At 57.5% G+C, this 15,409-nt stretch carries 17 protein-coding genes; 9 read left to right on the top strand and 8 right to left on the bottom strand.

The window, feature by feature from the left end; genetic code table 11:
• Positions 1–11: 11 nt before the first annotated feature.
• Complete coding sequence (locus AC2FF8_RS00535) at positions 12–1,172, top strand: ABC transporter substrate-binding protein (RefSeq protein WP_257600713.1); 1,161 nt, start codon at positions 12–14, stop codon at positions 1,170–1,172.
• A gap of 71 nt (positions 1,173–1,243) precedes the next feature.
• Here AC2FF8_RS00535 and rpsI read toward each other — a convergent pair whose 3' ends face one another.
• Both rpsI and rplM read right to left on the bottom strand, forming a co-directional pair.
• Positions 1,244–1,729 carry a 30S ribosomal protein S9 gene (rpsI, locus tag AC2FF8_RS00530; protein ID WP_152457951.1) on the bottom strand — a complete coding sequence of 162 codons (486 nt, stop codon included), beginning with the start codon at positions 1,727–1,729 and terminating at the stop codon, positions 1,244–1,246.
• A 6-nt stretch (positions 1,730–1,735) separates the two neighbouring features.
• On the bottom strand, positions 1,736–2,194 hold the full coding sequence (gene rplM, locus AC2FF8_RS00525) for a 50S ribosomal protein L13 (protein ID WP_152457950.1): 459 nt from the start codon (positions 2,192–2,194) through the stop codon (positions 1,736–1,738).
• A 242-nt stretch (positions 2,195–2,436) separates the two neighbouring features.
• Here rplM and AC2FF8_RS00520 point away from each other — a divergent pair, with 242 nt between their 5' ends.
• Entirely contained in the window at positions 2,437–2,802 is a 366-nt protein-coding gene (locus AC2FF8_RS00520; RefSeq protein ID WP_496878658.1) for a nuclear transport factor 2 family protein, read from the top strand.
• Positions 2,803–2,805: 3 nt separating this feature from the next.
• Here the strand turns inward: AC2FF8_RS00520 and AC2FF8_RS00515 are convergent, their stop codons facing one another.
• Entirely contained in the window at positions 2,806–4,209 is a 1,404-nt protein-coding gene (locus tag AC2FF8_RS00515) for an aminotransferase-like domain-containing protein (protein WP_171168210.1), read from the bottom strand.
• 99 nt (positions 4,210–4,308) lie between these two features.
• Here AC2FF8_RS00515 and AC2FF8_RS00510 point away from each other — a divergent pair, with 99 nt between their 5' ends.
• On the top strand, positions 4,309–4,536 hold the full coding sequence (locus AC2FF8_RS00510) for a DUF1127 domain-containing protein (RefSeq protein WP_152457947.1): 228 nt from the start codon (positions 4,309–4,311) through the stop codon (positions 4,534–4,536).
• Between the two features lie 62 nt (positions 4,537–4,598).
• Here AC2FF8_RS00510 and AC2FF8_RS00505 read toward each other — a convergent pair whose 3' ends face one another.
• Complete coding sequence (locus tag AC2FF8_RS00505) at positions 4,599–5,042, bottom strand: PaaI family thioesterase (protein ID WP_170344338.1); 444 nt, start codon at positions 5,040–5,042, stop codon at positions 4,599–4,601.
• A gap of 58 nt (positions 5,043–5,100) precedes the next feature.
• On the opposite strand from AC2FF8_RS00505, the gene AC2FF8_RS00500 reads away from it, so the two are divergent.
• From AC2FF8_RS00500 to gluQRS, 4 genes are all read left to right on the top strand, one after another.
• Positions 5,101–5,886, top strand: a complete 786-nt coding sequence (locus AC2FF8_RS00500; RefSeq protein WP_170344339.1) for an enoyl-CoA hydratase — start codon at positions 5,101–5,103, stop codon at positions 5,884–5,886.
• Between the two features lie 253 nt (positions 5,887–6,139).
• The gene (gene trmFO, locus AC2FF8_RS00495) at positions 6,140–7,480 is read left to right on the top strand and encodes a methylenetetrahydrofolate--tRNA-(uracil(54)-C(5))-methyltransferase (FADH(2)-oxidizing) TrmFO (RefSeq protein ID WP_496878657.1); all 1,341 of its coding nucleotides are present in this window, start codon (positions 6,140–6,142) and stop codon (positions 7,478–7,480) included.
• Positions 7,481–7,517: 37 nt separating this feature from the next.
• Complete coding sequence (locus tag AC2FF8_RS00490; RefSeq protein WP_496878656.1) at positions 7,518–8,132, top strand: class I SAM-dependent DNA methyltransferase; 615 nt, start codon at positions 7,518–7,520, stop codon at positions 8,130–8,132.
• On the top strand, positions 8,129–9,010 hold the full coding sequence (gene gluQRS / locus AC2FF8_RS00485; RefSeq protein ID WP_496878655.1) for a tRNA glutamyl-Q(34) synthetase GluQRS: 882 nt from the start codon (positions 8,129–8,131) through the stop codon (positions 9,008–9,010). Before AC2FF8_RS00490 ends, gluQRS begins: the two co-directional genes overlap by 4 nt.
• A gap of 10 nt (positions 9,011–9,020) precedes the next feature.
• On the opposite strand, the gene hisI is transcribed toward gluQRS, so the two are convergent.
• Positions 9,021–9,410, bottom strand: a complete 390-nt coding sequence (gene hisI, locus AC2FF8_RS00480; protein WP_425078239.1) for a phosphoribosyl-AMP cyclohydrolase — start codon at positions 9,408–9,410, stop codon at positions 9,021–9,023.
• Positions 9,411–9,458: 48 nt separating this feature from the next.
• Between hisI and AC2FF8_RS00475 the strand changes: the two genes are divergently transcribed.
• Together AC2FF8_RS00475 and AC2FF8_RS00470 are read left to right on the top strand one after the other, a co-directional pair.
• Positions 9,459–9,911, top strand: coding sequence for an iron-sulfur cluster assembly scaffold protein (locus AC2FF8_RS00475; protein ID WP_496878654.1), 453 nt, complete (start codon positions 9,459–9,461; stop codon positions 9,909–9,911).
• 59 nt (positions 9,912–9,970) lie between these two features.
• Complete coding sequence (locus tag AC2FF8_RS00470; protein ID WP_496878653.1) at positions 9,971–10,609, top strand: MarC family protein; 639 nt, start codon at positions 9,971–9,973, stop codon at positions 10,607–10,609.
• A gap of 183 nt (positions 10,610–10,792) precedes the next feature.
• On the opposite strand, the gene AC2FF8_RS00465 is transcribed toward AC2FF8_RS00470, so the two are convergent.
• From AC2FF8_RS00465 to ligA, 3 genes are all read right to left on the bottom strand, one after another.
• On the bottom strand, positions 10,793–10,915 hold the full coding sequence (locus tag AC2FF8_RS00465; protein WP_256367496.1) for a hypothetical protein: 123 nt from the start codon (positions 10,913–10,915) through the stop codon (positions 10,793–10,795).
• A 112-nt stretch (positions 10,916–11,027) separates the two neighbouring features.
• On the bottom strand, positions 11,028–13,118 hold the full coding sequence (gene recG, locus AC2FF8_RS00460) for an ATP-dependent DNA helicase RecG (RefSeq protein ID WP_496878652.1): 2,091 nt from the start codon (positions 13,116–13,118) through the stop codon (positions 11,028–11,030).
• Positions 13,115–15,367: an NAD-dependent DNA ligase LigA gene (gene ligA, locus AC2FF8_RS00455; protein WP_496878651.1), complete on the bottom strand. Its 2,253-nt coding sequence runs from the start codon at positions 15,365–15,367 to the stop codon at positions 13,115–13,117. The genes recG and ligA overlap by 4 nt, the downstream gene beginning before the upstream one ends.
• Positions 15,368–15,409: the final 42 nt, after the last annotated feature.

Below are 15,409 nucleotides of genomic sequence, written 5' to 3'. Positions count from 1 at the left end.
GGAGGAGAAAGATGAAGAAGTCACTCAAATGGCTGGCCGCAGCCACGGCGTTGACCGCCTCGGCAAGCATCGGTTCGGCTCAGACACAGGGCGTTACGGACGAAGAGATAGTCATTGGGTCCGTCAACGACCTGAGCGGCATCTTTGCCGCAGTGGGTGTTCCGGCAACCAAAGGTGCCAACGTGGTATTCGACCGCGTGAACGAAGCCGGTGGCATACACGGGCGCAAAATCCGCTATGTGGTCGAGGACAACGGCTATCAGATGCCGCGTGCGATGCAGGGCTACAACAAGCTGCTGAACCGCGACAAGGTGTTCGCCATGCTGCAATCGCTTGGCACGCCGATGAACATGGCCGGGTTCAAGCTGTTGGATCCCAAGGGTATTCCCAACGTTGCACCTCTGACCGCCGCGCGTCAGATGTTGCAGGAGCCGATGCGGAACAAGTTCACGTCTTTCTCGACCTACTATGATCAGGCGCGTGTCGGTGTGAAATATCTGGCCGGCGAATTTGGATCAAAGACGGTCTGCACCATGTATCTGCCAACAGATTTCGGTGAAGAAATTCTTGAAGGCAGCAAGGCCGGCGCCGAAGAGGCCGGGATCGGTTTTGGATCTGAAACGACCCACAAGCCGGATGAGACGGATTTTGTCGGATCTCTCAGCAAGCTCAAGGAAGAAGGCTGCGATATCGTCACCATGGCGCTTGGGGTGCGTCAGGCGATCACCGTAGTTGGCACCGCCAAGAAGATGGGCCTGACGGACATGAAGTTCCTCGGCACTTCGGCCAGTTTCCTGACTGTCGTGGCACAGGTTCCCGGAGGGGTGACTGACGGGTTCTATGCGGCAGCCTCGTGGCAGGATCTGTGGGCGCGTGCAGATCAACCTGCCCCGGCGGCGTTTATCGAAGAATACAAGGCCGCCACGGGCGAAGACCCGGTTGGATTCGCCATGTTGGGCTATTCCGCCGCCGAAATGATGGTTAAAGCGCTTGAGGCCGCGGGCCCTGACCTGACGCATGACAGCTTTATCGAGGCGATGGAGTCACTGGACTATCAGGATGATCTGGTCGGCAACCATATTTCCTATGGCCCGGACGATCACCAGGGGGCGGATACGGTTTTCGTCAACGTGGTTGAAAACGGCGCGTGGAAGCTGGTTTACGAAGAATAAGATTTCCCGCAAAAACAATGCAAAAGGGCTCGCAATTGCGAGCCCTTTCTTTGTTGGGTTTTCCCGGCGAATTAACGCTTGGAGAACTGGAACGAACGGCGGGCTTTGCGCTTACCGAATTTCTTACGTTCCACAACGCGGCTGTCGCGGGTCAGGAAGCCAGCGGCTTTCAGGGCGCCGCGCAGGTTGGGATCGTACAGTTGCAGCGCTTTCGAGATGCCGTGCTTGACCGCACCGGCCTGACCGGTCAGGCCACCACCTTTGACGGTGGCGACAACGTCGAACTCGCCTTCGACACCAGCAACCTGGAACGGCTGGCGCAGGATCAGTTGCAGAACGGGACGTGCGAAATAGACGTCCTGATCCTTGCCGTTCACGGTGACCTTGCCGGAACCCGGCTTGATCCAGACGCGGGCAACAGCGTCTTTACGCTTGCCGGTGGCGTAGGAACGGCCCAGCTCGTCACGTACGGGTTCACGCACGATGACTTCTTCGGCCACGGTTTCAACGCCTGCGACGGCGCTCAGCTCTTCGAGAGTATTGATCTGATCAGCCATCGGTCATTAGCTCCGGGTGTTTTTCTTGTTCATGGACTTGACGTCCAGAACTTCGGGCGCTTGCGCCTCGTGGGGATGCTCGGCACCGGCATAAACGCGCAGGTTGGTCATCTGCTTGCGCGACAGGCGGTTGCCCGGCAGCATGCGCTTGACCGCTTGGGTCACGACGCGTTCGGGATGTGCACCTTCCAGAATCTGCTGTTTGGTGCGCGACTTGATGCCGCCCGGGTGGCCAGTGTGCCAGTAGAAGTTCTCTTCGCGCTTCTTGCCGGTCATCTGGATCTTGTCAGCGTTGATCACGATGACGTTGTCGCCCATGTCCATGTTCGGGGTGAACGACGCTTTGTGCTTGCCACGCAGACGCATGGCGACGATCGAGGCAAGACGGCCCAGAACAACGCCCTCGGCGTCGATCAGGATCCATTTCTTGTCGATGTCTGCAGGTGTTGCAGAGAAGGTTTTCATGGCAGGATAGTCCTGTTTGATGTGAAAGACCGCCCCAAGCGAGGCGGCCCGAATTCGATGGATGCGTATCTAGACACCCACGATTGCCACGTCAAGCGACCCAATGCTAATTAAATAGATTTAAAACAATAACTTACAAAATAGGTATTATTTTACCCCATATTTCTGATGTGGAATTCTCCCAAATTCAACACTCTGATACACTAGATAGGAATTGATCGCGTCCAGCCACGGAGAGTTGCATGCAGGATTTGATGTACACAATTGAAAGTTACGGTGCCGCCTGGCAGGAAAAGTCCTCAGGAAAACGGATTGAGTTCTTGGCGCATTGTTTTGCGGAAAACGGTCGATATGTGGATCCAACAGCTGATGTTTCGGGGCGTGAGCGTTTGAATGCTCATATTGGAGAGATTCTTGAAAGCTCGAATGGGCGCGTTGAAATCACCAGCAGTCCGGTTTCGCACCACGATGTCGTTCACTTCACTTGGCATATGGTGGCGCCCGACGGCGCAATCATGGTGGCCGGGCATGATTTCATTCGATTGGACGAAGATGGAAAGATCGCTCATCTGGCCGGATTTTTTGGCGATCCGCCCCCGCTGACCTGAATGCTAGACGCTGATCTGTTCCGGTGGATTGTCCAGCAACGCGCGCAGCCTCAGCATTGCGTCTTCGAACCGTTCCAAAGAAACGTGACCATTCATGGCGATGCGTACTGCATTCGGCGCGCGCCCATCGCGCAGGGCAAATTCATCCGCTGATCTGAGTTGAATGCCTTCTCGTTCGGCCGCGCGGCTGAACGCGGCAGAGCGCCACCCCGATGGCAGGTTCAGCCAGACAAAAGGCACGTCAGGAGCCCAGTTCAGATCGAACCCCCCCAGCGCATTGACGGCAATCCGGACATAGTCACCCATCCGCTTGCGCACATCCTGGGCAATTTGGCGGGTACGCGGGTCCGACAGCAGCAACCGCGTGAGTTCGGCCAGGGGTTGAGCCAAGCCAAAATACCCATATTCGGCAGATCGACGCAGATCGACACTGCGATCCTTTGGAGCAATGGCGAAACCCACGCGCAGCGCCGGTGTGAGTATCTTTGAAATGGACGACACGTGCCACCCTCGCTCGGGTGCAAGGGCGCGAAAGCTGGGTTCTTTGGCGTCCCCCATTCGATAGCAATCATCCTCAACGATCTGGACATCAAATTTCCGTGCGATCTCAACGATTTCTTTGCGTCTTTCCAAAGGCGTGTGTGTTGCGGTCGGGTTTTGAACTTCGGGTGACACGCATACCGCCTGCGCCGGGGTTTGGCGCAGAACATGTTCCATTGCTTCGGGATCGATACCCCATTTGTCCATCCGAATTCCGACCACCTCGGCGCGCATCAACTCTCCGGCACGACGAAAACCGGCGTAAGACAGGTCTTCAACCAAAACGACCGGCTTGGGCCCTTGCAGGATGGTTTGAAACACCAAGCATAGCCCATTCTGCCCCCCATGGGTCAGGACAATGTCATCATCGTTCAGTGGCCCCAGCGGAAGATCCGACAGCCAGTCAACCACAGCCTGTCGCATGGGCTGGTACGCATCGCGTGTGGGGTAGTTCATGAATAATGCGGGATCGGATTGAGAGACTTTCTGCAAGCACTCGCGGATCAAGGACACCTGCCCCATATCCACCAGCCTGGGGCTGAACAGGCTGACATGGTGGGTGTTCTGCGCCTCGGCCAGATGAAGCTGCCGGGACCAGACATCATCCAGAATCGGAGATTTTGGCGGGGCTACGAATGTACCACGTCCGACCTCGGCTTGTAGCAACCCCTCATCGGTGAGAATCGTATAGGCGCGCGCGACAGTGCCGGGTGTAATTTGCAATCGATACGCTAGCTCCCGCACCGGTGGCAGTTTGGTGCCGATATCCAAAGTTTTGTTATCAATAGCTTTTCGTATTGTGTCGGCAACCAAAGTATACTTTGGCCCCTTGGACTTTGGCAGCGCGCTTGGCCAAATTGTATCCATTACAATTCTTCCTTTGCCTTAGACACAATTTCAAATGTATCAAACTTATGTACCAAGCAATACTGTTTTGTGTCAATACAATTTGAAAGGAATTCCGAGATGACACGCACAATGCACACCCCCGCCCTTCTGCTGCTGAACGACAGCCCACGGCTGCCTCTGCTCGCTGCTCTGGCCGTGCGGTTTGCGGCGGCGGTCACTCAATGGGAACGCCGCCGCCGCAGTCGCGTCAATCTGAGCTATCTGGATGACCGTCTGCTTCAGGACGTCGGGCTGACCCGCCATCAGGCTGGCCGGGAAACAAAGCGCTTTTTCTGGCAGCCCTGACTGATCCCCAGTCCCAATTTATTGGGACCTCTTCCTGGGCCGGGGCCTGTCCCCGGCCTTTTTTATCCGAAATTCGCGGCAGCAGACCCTGCCGGCGGCAGGGAATAGGTCATCGTTGCCCGCGCAACCGGAAGATCACTGCCTTCCGAGTACAAAAGCACATCCCCAACGGCCAGTGTTCTTCCCAGCTTCAACAGACGACAGGCCGCAATCATATCGGCGCCACCATCCGGTTTGCGCAGGAAATCAAAAGAACTGTTGGTGGTGACGGCCAATGACTGACGCCCTTTTCGTGCCAGAACCATCGCATAGACACTGACATCGGCAAGCCCGAACATCGACGGGCCTGACACCGTGCCTCCGGGGCGCAGGTGTTGGTCCTGAACCACAAGGCGCATGGTGATCGTGTCTTCGGTCAAGTCTTCGACAACGAAATCCTTGTGTACCTGAGGGAACACCTCTTTGAGGTATTGTGACAGTTCGTCCCGGTTCATTTCCAAAGCCATACTTCCCCTCCTGCTCTTGCCGACCTAGAGTTGGCCCAACTTGGGATCGGAGGGCAAGATGACAATTCTGGAACGTAACGACACTGGCGCGGTTGCAAGGCTTACGATGAACGCGCCGGACCGGCTGAACGCATTGAGTGACGAGATGCTGGCTGCGCTGCAAGCCGAGCTTGATGCACTGCGCGACGACAGCGCGATCCGGGCCGTGGTCCTGTCGGGGGCAGGAAAGGCGTTTTGTGCCGGGCATGATTTGAAACAGATGACCGCCGGACGCCAGTCGGAAGATGGCGGCAAGGCCTACTTTCAAGATCTCTTTTCCCGTTGCGCCCGGATGATGATGTCGATCCAATCCCTGCCGCAACCCGTTATCGCGCAAGTCCATGGCATTGCGACCGCCGCCGGGTGTCAGCTGGTTGCAACCTGCGACATGGCGGTGGCCGCCGAAGGTACACGGTTTGGCGTCAACGGGGTCAATATCGGCCTGTTCTGTTCCACGCCGATGGTGGCTCTCAGCCGCAACATCCCCAGAAAGCAGGCTTTTGAAATGCTGACCACCGGCGAGTTCATTTCAGCGGAACGCGCCGCTGATCTGGGCCTGGTAAACCGTGTCGTTCCTGAAGAGGCGCTGGAACAAGAAGCCAACGGGCTGGCGGAACTGGTCGCATCCAAGCTTGGCGTGGCCGTGAAGATCGGCAAGGAAGCGTTCTATCAACAGCTGCAAATGCCTTTGGATCAGGCTTATGCCTATACCGGAGACGCAATGGCGCAGAATATGTTGTACCGCGATACAGAAGAAGGCATTTCCGCCTTTATTGAAAAGCGCCCCCCGAATTGGACCCAATGACGCAATTGTTTTGAACATTTTTTGCCACTGTTTTCATTTTAGCACTTTCCAAAAGGGCAACTCTGTGGCAAAGCTGGGTCGAGGCTAAGGCCTCAGTACACTTTTGGGTCGCCGTGGGCGGAAGGTCCCTCCAGCTGGTCTCTCTCACCAGCGCTGACATTCCCGCAGCGGCGACCCCAAGACCCCTCCACCAGATCGGTCACAAAAAATACGGCAGTTGCGCCTGTCTGTGCGGTGCCCTATGTGGCTGCACATGACACAAGTTTTGCATATCGTGGGCGGTGGAATGGCCGGGTCCGAAGCGGCCTGGCAAGCCGCTGAAATGGGCGTTGACGTGATCATTCATGAAATGCGTCCCACCGTTGGCACCTTCGCACATCAGACAGGAAACCTGGCGGAAATGGTGTGTTCAAACTCATTCCGATCGGATGACGATGAACAGAATGCCGTCGGTCTGCTGCATTGGGAAATGCGGGCAGCCAATGGGTTGATCATGACCACAGCCCATGAACATCGCCTGCCGGCCGGTGGTGCGCTCGCCGTGGATCGCGATCCCTTTGCCGAAGATGTCACCGCAAAACTCCGCGCACATCCGCGTGTGACGGTAACAGACGAAGAAGTGACCACCCTTCCCGATGATGGGCAGTGGATCTTCGCGACCGGTCCGTTGACCTCACCTGCACTGGGGGAAGCCATCCGGGCGGAAACGGGATCGGACGCGCTGGCGTTTTTCGATGCGATCGCGCCCATTGTCTACGCCGACAGCATCGACATGAGCAAAGCGTGGATGCAATCCCGGTACGACAAAGGCGAGACCGAGGAAGAGCGCACGGCTTACCTGAACTGCCCGATGGACCGTGATCAATACGAGGCTTTCATCGACGCCCTTCTGGCTGCGGACAAAACCGAGTTTCACGAAGGTGAGACCGCAGGCTATTTTGATGGCTGTCTTCCGATTGAAGTCATGGCCGAACGCGGACGCGAGACTCTGCGCCACGGTCCGATGAAGCCGGTTGGGTTGACAAACCCTCATGCGCCTGACGTTAAACCTCATGCCGTTGTTCAGTTGCGGCGCGATAACGCATTGGGCACATTGTTCAACATCGTAGGGTTCCAGACCAAGATGAAATACGGAGCCCAGACCGACGTGTTCCGCATGATCCCCGGTCTGGAAAACGCCAGCTTTGCCCGGCTGGGTGGCATCCACCGCAACACGTTCATCAACTCTCCCACCCTGCTTGATGCGCAGATGAGGTTGAAATCCAAGCCCAACATCCGCTTTGCCGGGCAGATTACGGGCGTCGAAGGCTATGTTGAAAGTGCCGCGATGGGATTGCTTGCCGGTCGCATGGCCGCCGCGGAAATACTGGGTCGTGACTTGCCCGAAGTGCCCAAGGACAGTGCAATGGGTGCGTTGATCCATCACATTACCGGCGGGGCCGAAGCCAAGACGTTTCAACCGATGAACGTAAACTTCGGCCTGTTCCGCCCCGTGGACGGCCTGAAAGGCGGGCGGCGCGGCCGGAAGGACAGGTACAAGGCCTATACCGATCGCGCCAAGGCAGAATGGCAAACCTGGTTGGATCAATGCTGACTGGACGCGCGGCGTGATCTCGGCCTAGCATGCCGGGATGAGCGACAAGTTCCTGAACAGCACCTACAATCTCGACACGCCTGAAGACACTGAAACGCATTATCAGAATTGGGCCGCGACCTATGAAAAAGAGGTCGCGGAACAGGGATATGCAACCCCGGGACGGGTGGCCGCGGCTTTGTGGCAATTCCACCCTCACCCCCAAACGCCGATTCTGGACTTCGGCTGCGGAACGGGGCTTTCCGGTCTCGCCCTGCGGGCGGCGGGATTTGAGGTCATCGATGGTATCGACCCCACACCAAAAATGCTGGAAGAGGCAGAGGCCAAGGGTGTTTACCGAACCCTTACCGGGTTTGACATCGCCAAGCCAGCCCCGCTCAGGCCCGGAGCGTATTCGGTGATCACGGCCATCGGTGTCATCGGTCAGGGCGCGGCGCCGCCCGAGACATTCGACCTGTTGATGCATGCCTTGCCAAATGGTGGGTTGTTGGCGTTTTCCCTGAACGACCATGCGCTGTCAGATCACAAATTCACCTGCCGAGTGACGGATTGGGTCGACATGGGTGCCGCACGTTTGCTATTTCGTGAACACGGGCCGCACTTGCCCGGCATCAACCTTAACTCTGACGTGTATGTATTAGAAAAAGCGTGACTTTCGTAACGCGTTTCGCGCCATCCCCGACTGGCCCGCTTCACCTTGGGCACGCCTATTCTGCGATGATCGCCAGCGACATGGCCAGATCCGAAAATGGACAGTTCTTGCTGCGCATCGAAGATATCGATCGGTCCCGCTCGCGTCCGCACTGGGAGGATCAGATCTACGATGACCTCAATTGGTTGGGGCTGACCTGGCCGGAACCGGTTCTGCGTCAATCAGATCGGCTGAGTATCTATGATCGCGCGTTGGATCGGTTGTGGAAAAAGGGTCTTCTGTATCCTTGCCTGTGCAATCGCAAAGATATTGCCGCCGCCGCAAGCGCGCCCCAGGAAGGCGCGCCCTTGCTTGGGCCAGACGGAATTATCTATCCCGGTACGTGCCGAAAAGAAAACCAGGGTATAGACTTACGCCAGAAACCTCATCCAAGAGACCAAGTGTTGCGACTGGACGTTGCCAAAGCCTGTCGAACAATCCGCGATCCGGCCAGGTTCCAATTCTTAGAACTGGGCTCCGGCCCCGGTGGCGAAACAGGAACAATTGCTTTTTCCCCGGATGAGATGGAAGCCAGTGTGGGCGATATCGTTCTGGCTCGCCGAGACATGGGCACGTCCTACCATTTGTCCGTCGTTCTTGACGACGCGGCCCAGGGGATCACCCGTGTGGTTCGCGGTCAGGATCTGTTCGAAGCCACCCGCATCCATGTTCTGCTTCAGGTGCTGTTGGATTTGCCTACACCCGAGTATTTCCACCACGATCTGGTCCGCGATGACGCCGGCAAACGGCTGGCGAAACGCGACGATGCGCGTGCGATCGCGAAATACCGGGCCGAAGATGCCAGCCCGGCAGACATCCGGCACATGGTGGGGCTTTGATCTGGCTCGGTTACTCCATTGGGGCCATCAGTTCGGTCTCGGCTCCGTCCCGCACCGCAGTATAAAAGCACGTCCGGCGGTTGGTGTGACAGGCAGCACCGGTTTGACGCACCAGAACCAACAGGCAATCGCGGTCACAATCGATGCGGAAGTCCACCAGTTCCTGCACATGGCCCGAGGTTTCGCCCTTGATCCAGAAGGACTGACGCGAGCGTGACCAGTAGGTCACCCTGCCCGTTTCCAGTGTCTTTTCAACGGCCTGCGCATTCATCCATGCCATCATCAGAACTTCACCCGACACCTCGTCCTGCGCAATTGCCGGAATCAGTCCCGCTTCGTTATATTTCAGAGTCGATGGATCAAACGCGACGGGGTGAGACATGACAAAAACCTTTTGCATCCGTTGGGCTGGCCACTATGTATGAGGAACACACGACGAGGGAAAGCCATGAGCGGCGAGAACGACCTGATCAAGCTGTATTCCGGACGCATTCTGGCGCTGGCGGCGGACATCCCGCATCTGAACCGGTTGGAAAACCCGGATGCAACGGTCAAGAAACGCGCGCCTCTTTGCGGCTCTACCGTGACGGTTGATCTGAAGGTTCAGGATGGTCGCGTCAGTGCCTTTGGACAGGACGTGAAGGCCTGTGCGTTGGGTCAGGCATCCGCTTCGTTGGTTGGCGACGCAATCATTGGCGCAACGCGTGCTCAGGTCGAAGCGGCGCGCGATCAGCTTGCTGCGATGTTGAAAAAGGATGGCCCCGCCCCGGACGCGCCCTTTGACGGTCTTGAGGTCCTGATGCCGGCGCGGGACTACAAGAACCGCCACGCGTCAATACTGCTGGCACTGGACGCCACTGCGGAAGCCATGGCGAAGGCGGAACAGGCCCATTGCGCCTGATTGTAGCTATTTGAGACAAACCCGTTTACCTTCCGCACAGATTTAAGGAGGGATGGGTATTGAATAATCTGCTTGAGCATTTCGTGACCCTTTGGGTCGTCATTGACCCGATTGGTACAATTCCCGTTTTCATTGCCGTCACTGCGGGGCTGGAGGCCGCCGCGCGTCGCAAGACAGCTTTGTTGGCATCGATAATAAGTGCCGGTGTTCTTTTGTTCTTCCTAGTGTTTGGGCAACTGCTGATCGAAGCGCTGGATATCGGTTTGAATTCATTTCAGGTCGCAGGCGGTATCATCCTGTTTCTGTTCGCTCTGACCATGATCTTTGGCGAAAGCAAACAGGAAATAGAACAGCGTCAGGCAGAAGAGGATCAGGAAGACAAGTACCACAAGCAGAATCCCGCGATATTTCCTCTTGCCGTTCCATCTCTGGCTTCACCCGGTGCGATGCTGGCGGTCGTCATCCTGACGGACAACCATCGATACAGTGCGGTAGATCAAGGAATTACCGCGTTGGTCATGCTCTCGGTTCTGGTTATTGCCTTTATTCTCATGCTTCTGGCGGAACCGATCATTCGCCTGATTGGTCACTCAGGAGCAGCGATCATCAGCCGTATCATGGGGATGATCCTGGCCTCGGTCGCGGTCAATTCGGTCCTGTCCGCATTGCTTGAGATTTTCAAAACCGGCCAGCTGTAAAAAAGCCGCCGCACCTTCCGGGCGAAAGGGCGGCGGCAGGCATTGCGTGTCTCGCGTGGGGTCCGGATTACCGCACGGGGCCGAGGCATGGCCCCTCAAGGGGTTTGGGACAGGCAGGTCACCCTTGACTGAAATGGGGATGACAGCGCGGTTTTTTCGGCACGAGATCGCAGGCAGAAAGGCTTAGAATCCAACCGGAAGGTGCAGGGCGACCATCAGGATCACGACCAGAGACATCACGCCCACGGCATCCTGTAGGATTGTCGATTGCGAGCGGCTGAATACGGTCTTGATCTGGGTCAGCATAGGGTCACCTCCGGTCAGAGTTTTAATCTTTTGTTGACCTTTTGTTCTCATATTTACCCGAGTCGGTAAAGAACTTTTTGAGAACATTTGTGAACTTTTTGGAACTTCCTGCCTAACCTACTGAAATCAAACGGATCGCCTGATCCTGTTTCATCAGCCACAAAACTACGCGCGCCGCGCGGCCCCGGTCCGAGGTCAGCTTGGGATCCGCATTCAGCAATGCCCGGGCATCGGATTGGGCCACGGCCATCAAGCCGGCCTGACGCTCCAGATCCGCAATGCGGAACTTCGGCAGACCGGACTGAGCGGTTCCGATCAGATCCCCAGCACCACGCATTTCCAGATCGGTTTCCGAGATACGGAACCCGTCTTCGGTTTCGCGCAGAACCTCCAACCGCTTACGTCCCCCCTCGCTGAGCGGTGGTTGATACATCAACAAACACGTCGATTCCGCATCACCACGGCCCACGCGACCGCGCAATTGATGCAGTTGGGCCAGACCAAAGATTTCGGCCCGTTCGATGACCATGATCGTGGCATTGGGCACGTTGACCCCCACTTCAATGACGGTCGTGGCCACAAGAACCTTGGTGGCCCCATTCTGGAATGCAGACATTGCCGCGTCTTTTTCGGCCGGCGGCATCTGCCCATGAACCAGCCCGACCACACCTTCACCCAATATGGCACGCAAGCGTTTGAAACGTTCTTCAGCGGCCGTCAGGTCCGAAACCTCTGATTCATCGACCAAGGGGCAGACCCAATAGCACTGCCGCCCCTCATCAATCGCGCGACGCAGGTGGGATACGACCTCGTCCATGCGCTGCGTGCTGACTATCGCCGTCTTGATCGGTTTGCGCCCCGGCGGCTTTTCGTCCAGCACCGACACATCCATGTCGCCATATTGCGCCAGCGCCAGACTGCGTGGAATAGGTGTGGCAGTCATCACCAATACATCCGCGCCCTGCCCTTTTTCCGAAAACTCCATCCTCTGACGCACGCCAAACCGGTGCTGTTCATCAACTATGGCCAAGCGCAGCGCCTTGAATTCAACATCACTCTGAAACACGGCGTGGGTGCCGACCAGAATTTGGATATTGCCATTTTTCAAAGCCTCAAGCTTGGCGCGCCGCTCTGCGCCCTTGTCACGCCCGGTGAGCAGTTCAAGCACCACTCCGGCCTCTTCCGCCAACGGGCGCAACCCTTCCAGATGTTGGCGCGCAAGGATCTCGGTCGGGGCCATCATCACACCCTGTCCGCCTGCCTCGACCGCGATCAGAAGGGCCATGAAGGCCACCAATGTCTTGCCGGCCCCCACGTCACCCTGCAACAATCGGTTCATGCGGGCGTCCGATGCCATATCGGCCGCGATTTCCTCGATCGCGCGGCTTTGCGCGCCGGTCGGACGATAAGGAAGACTGGCCAACACCCTGGATTGCAACGCGCCTGTCCCTACGCTGACGACACCACGGGATTTCCGCTCTCGCTGACGCGCCAGAGCCAACGTCATCTGATGCGCGAACAGCTCGTCATAGGCCAGACGCTGACGCGCGGGCGCAAACGCTGAGACATCATCAGCCCCTTGAGGATTGTGACCGGCTCGAATTGCCGAAATCCAATCCGGCCAGTTTTGCTGTGCCATCTGCGCAGGGTCGATCCATTCCGCCAGCTCAGGCGCACGCGCCAACGCGCTGCGGCTGACCTTGAACGCCGTCTTCTGGGTCAACCCATGTGTCAGATGGTATACCGGTTCAAATTCCGGAATCTCACCGGCTTGCTCGACCGGCAACATATGATCCGGATGCACCATCTGAGCCATGCCGTCGAACAGCTCCAGCTTGCCCGAGATCACACGGCGCGCGCCCTGAGGCAGCACTTTCTTCAGATAATCCCCGCGCGCGTGAAAGAACACCAGCTGAAAATCGGCCTGACTATCTTCGACATGCACGCGGTAAGCGCCCCCCTTGTTGCGCGGCGGCCTGTGTGGGCCGACCGTCACTTCGACCGTCAACGTCGCAGGCAGATCGACGCCCTGAATCGTCTCTCGCCGACGTCGGTCGACGACGGCATAAGGCAGGCCGAACAGAACGTCGCGTGGGCTCTCAACGCCGGCCTGTTGCAGGACTTGCGCGGTCTTGGGGCCGACGCCCTCGAGTGTCTCCAGCCCCGCAAACAGCGGGAACAGCTGTTCCGGCCTCCCGCTCATGCGCCTTCGATCAGCTGCAACCAGCCATCCTCATCCAGGGTTTCGATACCCAGCTCTGCCGCTTTCCTGGCTTTCGAACCTGCACCGGGCCCGGCGACCAGAATATCGGTTTTCTTGCTGACGGAACCGGAAACCTTCGCACCCAACGCCTCGGCCCGGGCCTTGGCCTCGGCGCGGGTCATCTTTTCCAACGTCCCGGTGAACACAACCGTCTTGCCAGCCACCGGGCTGTCTGAGGCGGGCGCATCAGGTGCGATTATTTTCAATTCCTTGCGCAACGTATCGAACGCGCGCCTCTCTTCCACGTTCGAAAACGCATCGGAGAGAGACAGACCCAGCGTTGCGCCGATCCCGTCAATTCCGATCAATTCCGCCCAGGCGGCATTGGCATCCGGCGGAACACACGCCGCAGCGATGGCAGCATCCCGCGCTTCCTTGACACGCGCCCGACGACCTTCTGCCAGCGCGGCCGCCCGTTCGGCATCTTCCGCCGCATCCGCTTGCCGCTGCGCCAGAGCTGCCGGGCGAGCGGTGTCCAGGGCTTGTGTCAGGGTCTCCCAATCGCGGTAATACAGCGCCAGATCGCGTGCTCCGACTTCACCTACATGTCGAATACCCAAAGCAAACAACAGGCGCGCAAACGGAATGGTCCGCTTTTCGTTGATCGCGGCAAACAGATTTCTGGCCGAGGTTTCCCCCCACCCATCCCGGTTTTTCAGCCGAGCCAGATTGGCCCTGTCACGCTGTTCCAATGTAAAGATATCCGCCGGAGTCTTTATCGGAAGGATCGGATCATCATAGAACATCTCGATCTGTTTCGCGCCAAGGCCTTCAATGTCAAACGCTTTGCGCGAGACGAAATGTTTCAGTTTTTCAACGGCCTGCGCGGGGCAAATCAAGCCACCGGTGCAGCGGCGGACCGCATCGCCTTCTTCACGGATCGCCTCGCTTTGACATTCCGGACACCGTGTCGGAAAGACAAATGGCTGCGACCCAGGCGGGCGTTTGGACAGATCAACATCAGACAGCTTCGGGATCACATCCCCGGCGCGATATACCTGAACCCAGTCACCGACACGTATATCCTTGCCATCGCGGATCGTGCCACCCTTGGCATCACGTCCCGCGATATAGTCTTCGTTGTGCAATGTGGCGTTGGACACGACAACACCACCCACAGTCACTGGATGCAACCGGGCAACCGGGCTAAGCGCGCCTGTGCGACCGACCTGAATGTCGATCGCCTCCAGCCTCGTCCAGGCCAGTTCGGCCGGAAACTTGTGTGCGATCGCCCACCGCGGCGTGGTTGAGCGAAACCCCAAACGCGCCTGAAGCGACAGATCATTCACCTTGTAGACAACCCCGTCGATGTCATAGCCCAAGGTGGAACGTTGCGCTTCGATATCCCGGTAATGCTCCAACATCTCTTGCGTCGTTGCGCACAGACGGGTCAGCGGATTCGTCGAAAAACCAAGTGATTTAAGCCGCTCGATCGCCCCCATCTGCGAGTCGGACAATGGTTCCGAAACCTCTCCCCAGGCGTAAGCAAAGAAACGCAGCGGGCGCGAGCGCGTGATTTCCGGATCCAGTTGTCGCAAAGACCCCGCCGCCGCGTTGCGCGGATTGGCAAAGGGTTTGCCGCCTCGCTCGGCCTGCCGCGCGTTCAACGCCTCGAAATCCGCATGAGACATGTAAACCTCACCCCTGACTTCCAGAACCTCGGGCGCGTTTTGCAGGTGCTGTGGTATATCGGATACGGTGCGGGCATTGGCCGTTACATTTTCACCGACTTCACCATCTCCACGCGTCGCAGCCTGAACAAGCTGTCCGTTTTCATACCGCAATGACAGGGACAGGCCATCAATCTTGGGTTCGGCCGTGTAGGCAAGGCTTTCCCCAGAGCCAAGGCCCAGGTATTTCCGGATCGATCTGTCGAAATCTGCCACGTCCTCATCATCGAAAGCGTTGCCCAGCGACATCATGCGCACGGCGTGCGTGACTTTCGAAAAACCATCAGCAGGCTTTGCACCCACTTGATCCGTCGGGCTGTCGGGACGTTTGAGATGAGGGAAGCGCGCTTCTATCTCGGCATTGCTGCGTTTGAGAGCATCATAGTCGGCATCCGACATGTCAGGCGCGTCAGCCGTGTGATACAGCGTGTTCGCTTTCGACAATAGTTCGGCCAGACGTGCAAGTTCGGCACGTGCCTCATCTTCTGTCAGCTCGGATATGGAAATCGGTTTACTCATGGCCTCGCCCTGTCACGCGTACTTGGACCTCAGTGATAGGGC

This window comes from Ruegeria sp. YTSA144 (assembly GCF_059610125.1).
The sequence above is the reverse complement of the archived record's forward strand: the minus strand, read 5'-3'. Positions and strand labels throughout refer to the sequence as shown.

Coding starts and splice junctions, on each gene's coding strand:
- AC2FF8_RS00510 (WP_152457947.1), top strand. CDS start 4,309: ATGACACGCACAATGCACACCCCCGCCCTTCTGCTGCTGAACGACAGC.
- recG (WP_496878652.1), bottom strand. CDS start 13,118: ATGAGCGGGAGGCCGGAACAGCTGTTCCCGCTGTTTGCGGGGCTGGAG.
- AC2FF8_RS00515 (WP_171168210.1), bottom strand. CDS start 4,209: ATGGATACAATTTGGCCAAGCGCGCTGCCAAAGTCCAAGGGGCCAAAG.
- hisI (WP_425078239.1), bottom strand. CDS start 9,410: ATGCAAAAGGTTTTTGTCATGTCTCACCCCGTCGCGTTTGATCCATCG.
- AC2FF8_RS00500 (WP_170344339.1), top strand. CDS start 5,101: ATGACAATTCTGGAACGTAACGACACTGGCGCGGTTGCAAGGCTTACG.
- ligA (WP_496878651.1), bottom strand. CDS start 15,367: ATGAGTAAACCGATTTCCATATCCGAGCTGACAGAAGATGAGGCACGT.
- rplM (WP_152457950.1), bottom strand. CDS start 2,194: ATGAAAACCTTCTCTGCAACACCTGCAGACATCGACAAGAAATGGATC.
- rpsI (WP_152457951.1), bottom strand. CDS start 1,729: ATGGCTGATCAGATCAATACTCTCGAAGAGCTGAGCGCCGTCGCAGGC.
- AC2FF8_RS00535 (WP_257600713.1), top strand. CDS start 12: ATGAAGAAGTCACTCAAATGGCTGGCCGCAGCCACGGCGTTGACCGCC.
- AC2FF8_RS00465 (WP_256367496.1), bottom strand. CDS start 10,915: ATGCTGACCCAGATCAAGACCGTATTCAGCCGCTCGCAATCGACAATC.
- AC2FF8_RS00475 (WP_496878654.1), top strand. CDS start 9,459: ATGAGCGGCGAGAACGACCTGATCAAGCTGTATTCCGGACGCATTCTG.
- AC2FF8_RS00490 (WP_496878656.1), top strand. CDS start 7,518: ATGAGCGACAAGTTCCTGAACAGCACCTACAATCTCGACACGCCTGAA.
- AC2FF8_RS00505 (WP_170344338.1), bottom strand. CDS start 5,042: ATGGCTTTGGAAATGAACCGGGACGAACTGTCACAATACCTCAAAGAG.
- trmFO (WP_496878657.1), top strand. CDS start 6,140: ATGACACAAGTTTTGCATATCGTGGGCGGTGGAATGGCCGGGTCCGAA.
- AC2FF8_RS00520 (WP_496878658.1), top strand. CDS start 2,437: ATGCAGGATTTGATGTACACAATTGAAAGTTACGGTGCCGCCTGGCAG.